Source organism: Halomonas sp. (assembly GCF_041689495.1).
In the GTDB taxonomy this organism is placed as follows: domain Bacteria; phylum Pseudomonadota; class Gammaproteobacteria; order Pseudomonadales; family Halomonadaceae; genus Halomonas.
Genome location: NZ_JBDNGD010000466.1, coordinates 1 through 4002, shown reverse-complemented (window position 1 = coordinate 4002; position 4002 = coordinate 1). Strand labels below are relative to the sequence as shown.

At 61.0% G+C, this 4002-nt stretch carries 6 protein-coding genes and 1 tRNA gene; all 7 read right to left on the bottom strand.

The features are described 5' to 3' along the window. Positions 1-37: 37 nt before the first annotated feature. A complete protein-coding gene (locus tag ACESMD_RS14210; protein ID WP_372614268.1) occupies positions 38-439 on the bottom strand; it encodes a MarR family transcriptional regulator in 402 nt (133 codons plus the stop codon). Between the two features lie 5 nt (positions 440-444). After that, positions 445-1332 carry a DUF927 domain-containing protein gene (locus ACESMD_RS14205; protein WP_372614266.1) on the bottom strand — a complete coding sequence of 296 codons (888 nt, stop codon included), beginning with the start codon at positions 1330-1332 and terminating at the stop codon, positions 445-447. Next, entirely contained in the window at positions 1329-1586 is a 258-nt protein-coding gene (locus ACESMD_RS14200; RefSeq protein ID WP_372614264.1) for a helix-turn-helix transcriptional regulator, read from the bottom strand. The genes ACESMD_RS14205 and ACESMD_RS14200 overlap by 4 nt, the downstream gene beginning before the upstream one ends. A gap of 86 nt (positions 1587-1672) precedes the next feature. After that, positions 1673-2002, bottom strand: coding sequence for a hypothetical protein (locus ACESMD_RS14195; RefSeq protein ID WP_372614262.1), 330 nt, complete (start codon positions 2000-2002; stop codon positions 1673-1675). 492 nt (positions 2003-2494) lie between these two features. Beyond that, positions 2495-3418 (bottom strand): tyrosine-type recombinase/integrase, encoded by a 924-nt coding sequence (locus ACESMD_RS14190; RefSeq protein ID WP_372614260.1) that lies wholly within the window; start codon positions 3416-3418, stop codon positions 2495-2497. Then, positions 3415-3759 carry an Arm DNA-binding domain-containing protein gene (locus ACESMD_RS14185; RefSeq protein WP_372614258.1) on the bottom strand — a complete coding sequence of 115 codons (345 nt, stop codon included), beginning with the start codon at positions 3757-3759 and terminating at the stop codon, positions 3415-3417. The genes ACESMD_RS14190 and ACESMD_RS14185 overlap by 4 nt, the downstream gene beginning before the upstream one ends. 102 nt (positions 3760-3861) lie before the next feature. Beyond that, a tRNA-Ile gene (locus tag ACESMD_RS14180) sits at positions 3862-3938 on the bottom strand. Positions 3939-4002: the final 64 nt, after the last annotated feature.

Below are 4002 nucleotides of genomic sequence, written 5' to 3'. Positions count from 1 at the left end.
CTCCATTTTCTGGAGACGGTAAAAATCGAAATTCGCCTCATGCCCTCCACTTCCTCGGCGGCATATCCGTGTCGGCGACATCCAGCTTGCCGTCGCAAGGATCGATGGGCTGCCAAGTGATGGCGTACAAGGCGCAGCGTGCGCCGGCGCGACCGTATTGGTTATCGCGCGTTTTGCAGATCAGCCTGCGGTCCTGGAGCTCCTTGAGGGCCTTGGCGAGCGTGGTGTGTGAAATACCACCCCACGCCTCCATCACCTTGGAAGTGGCCGACAGGTCGCCGTTGTTCTTGCCGTTGTACTGAGCGCCCAGAACCAACAGCACCTTGAAGCCGTTCGGCGATAGCGTGCGGAAATCCTCGTGCTCGAGAACTACCTTCGGCAGGGCGAGGAACCCCCCCGGCCACTTGCTGTATGCAGCCCCGCTCCTCCTTTTCGCCATGACGATCACTCCGCATCGATCAGAGGCAGGTGGTCATCAACGCAATCGACGACCTCCCAAATCCAGCGGCCAGCGGTGGCATGACTCACACCCAAGACCTCGGAGATCTGAGCTCTGGAAGCGCCAGCGGCGAACAGATCAATGGCTCGACGAGCCCGATCTCCACGCTGAAGACCCGCCAGGGCGGTGGACACGGCTAGCACCAATATCAGGTTATCGCGACACAGGGCACCGATGCTTTCCCGCCACCTCTCCAGGTTGCCGGCAGTCGCGAAGTCGTCCTGGGTAGCGAACTCTGATTGGAAGATGATTGCAGTGGCCAGGGAGCCCGTCGCGAACGTGCGCCTGGGCTCCTTGACTTTCTCCGACTCGCCCTCGAAGTACATGGGCATCAGCAGCACGTCACCGCGCTGGCGAAGGTTGAATGGCGGTAGGCCCTTGCCAGCCAGGTAGGGAAAAGTAGGGTTTGCCGGCCCGGCCTGGGGCCACCAGCGGTTGGCCATCTCCTTGGCCTCGGCTTCTCGCTGCTGGCGCTCCCGGTCGCGACGGTCACGCACCCGCATGGCCTCCAGACGAGCCTGAGCGGCGGCCTTGGGGTCGCTGGAACCGTTCAATGTCACGGTCTCGTTCAGGTCCAGATGCCAGATACCGAAGCTCGCGACCTGGGGCGAGTGGATGCGATACCAACCGTTGGAGTTGCCCTTCGGCTTGTCGGGCGAGTCAAACCGCTCGAACCGGCCTGATGCCTTGGGGCTCAGCTTCACGCCGTAACGAACCAGGGCGTCAGCCAGTGCAGACTCGATGGTGGTATACTTGGAGTGCGTCCGGGAAGGCGCTTTGATATGGGTCTGGCCCCCTGCAAGGGACCAGACCTTTTTCATATTGACAGTCATGCCGACGCCTCCCGCTGGGCTTGCTCCCAGCTCTCAACGTCGGCCAGCGACCAGCGGGTAAGGTTGCCGGCCAGTTTTACTGGCTGGGGAAAGCGGCCTTCACGGACCCAGCGCCAGATAGTGGCTTCATGGGCGCCGTAGCGGTTGGCCAGTTGCTTGACGGACAGCCAGGTACGCCAGGCATTGCTGGCGCCTTGGCCGGTGGTGGGCTGGGCGGTGTCGCCCGTATTGGCGTGGTGGGTGGCGGTTGCCATTTGGTGCTGCCTCGCGTTGTGGATTCACGGGCAGCATGGCGTGGCGCTCGGGCGGTGTGGTGCAGATGCAAAATGCAGATTGCAGACTATCGGCGCTTCTTGGCCTTCCAGGCCATGATTGCAGCGCCCACATGCTCTTTCAGCTTGCGGTCGCCCATTTTAGTTACGTCCTTTGGCATGATGCCGAGCATATCCTTGACGACACGGGACGCGTTCGGCCGGGTGCCATACTGATAATCGGGGCCATGTTGACTGGCATACAGCTCCACCAGCAGACCGAACGCCTCCAGGGCTCGAAGCTCCTCGGCCTCATCCCCTTCGGAACAGACTGGCTCAGCGCCAACCAAAAATCCGGGGTGCTCATTTTTAGGCCACCCCAGCGACACCAACCAGCGAGCGAGTTCGATTCGTGTCACCTGAAAATGTAGCCTTTCTCCTGGATCAATTTGTGTTAGTGGCACTGGTCGTGCTTCTTTCCTATCAAAACTATAAACATCTCCATGAGGGGTAAGCTCTCCATTTGCAACAGCGCTCTTAGCCCGCAAAAGCCATCTCAAGGCCTGCCGCCTCGCCATTTTGGCTTCTATAGACTCATCAAACTCTAATTCAATTTTGTCTTCTTCTGGTTTACCAATATCTTTTTGATCTACCCACCCAATCCCTACTGAAGGCAGCTCAGCTTGTTTTTTTCTGCACTATAAGCGACTAGCTTTAGAGACATGTCCTCATCCCATGGATCAAGGCCAGCTAGAAGCATGCAGGCATTTTCAATATCAAGTGAGTGCTCTGCTCTCCAAAAATTCAGGCTAGACAACGCGCTACTCCTCACGCTTACTCCAGGTAAGGTTGGCCGGCGGGCGCGGTGGAGTCGGCGCTTTCGGGTATACGGCCCTAGCCGGCCAAATCGGTTATTCGATGGTCGCCTCCTTGCGGATCGCCGTCACCTTTCCGCTGGCGCTGGCCGGGGTGGCCAGGAAGGCGGCCCATTGCTTCATCAGCAGGGCTCGCTTGGTCAGCAGGTCGCCGCGCCGGTATGCGGCTTCGGCTTGGTTGGCTATCGCGTGGCCTAGCGCCATCTCTGCCACGTCATGCGGGGTCGCGGTGCGCTCTGCCATCCAGTCGCGGAACGTGGACCTCATGCCGTGGACGGTCGCCCGCTCTCTCTCGCCCATGGCGTCCAGCAAGTCAATCATTGCCCGGTCGCCCAGCTTGCGGCCCTTGTTGTTGGCGAATACCAGCCCTTCATCGGCCTGGGGCAACGAACGCAACAGCTCAACGGCAGCCGGCGCCAGCGGCACACGATGCTCACGGCGGCCCTTGGTGCGCTCTGGCGGCACAATCCAAACCGCGCCAGCCAGGTCGATCTCCTCCCAACCTGCGCCCAGCACCTCGCCGGACCGGCTGCCCGTCAGAATGGTGAACGCCAGGGCCTTGGCCGGCATGTCGTCACGCTCTCGCAGCCGCGCCCAGAACGCGGGCATGGCGCGGTGGTGTGACTTCTTCTTGATCTTGGCAGTGGCCGGCAGCACCGCATCCAGGTTGCCTTTCCATGCGGCGGGATTGGGGCCGGTGCGATGGCCGTGGGCAGTCGCCCATGCCAGAACGGACTCGATGCGCTGGCGCACGCGGGCGGCGGTGGTGGGCTTGCTCTGCCAGATGGGCTCAAGGGCTTGCTTGACGTGGACCAGCTCAATATCGGCCACGTTCATGGCGCCCAGCTCAGGCAAGGCGTATGTCTCCAGAGTTTGGTGCCACTGCTGGGCGTGCCTTGGGCTGCTGGCCTCGACTTGCTTCACCTTGATAACGGCCTCGGTAGCCTGGGCGAAGATCAACCGGCGCTTATCGGCAGCCAGTCGGGCTTGCTTGGCGGCTTTCTTCGTGCCCAGGGGTCTATGCCTTCGGCCAACATCTCGCGGACCTTGCGCGCCTTCTCGCGGGCCATAGCTAGGGACGTATCGGGGTAGCCGCCTAGGCCATGGTCGCGGCGCACCTTATAGGGCTTGCCGCTTTGGGCCAAGCGCGTCTCGCCGGTGGAATAGCGCAGTATCCACGACCGGGCGCCGCTCTTATCGACGCGCAGCAGCAGGCCGGCAACATCACCCACGGCATGATAGCCGGGGGTGGTGAGGCGCTTCACCTCAAGGGCGGATAGGGGGCGGGCTTTCTTGGGCATTACCAACATCCTTACCAACATAGGTTATGTTATTGGATGCTAGTCTATGCCACGCAATGCCACAAGGAATGGCGGTTAATCTGCTGTTTTAGGGGGAAGTCCTGGTGGGCCCAGCTGGACTCGAACCAGCGACCAAGGGATTATGAGTCCCCTGCTCTAACCAACTGAGCTATAGGCCCTCGCAGCAGATGGCGCCGAGCGGCGCCGACGTATGATAGCGAATGCTGGTGGATGAGGCCAGCG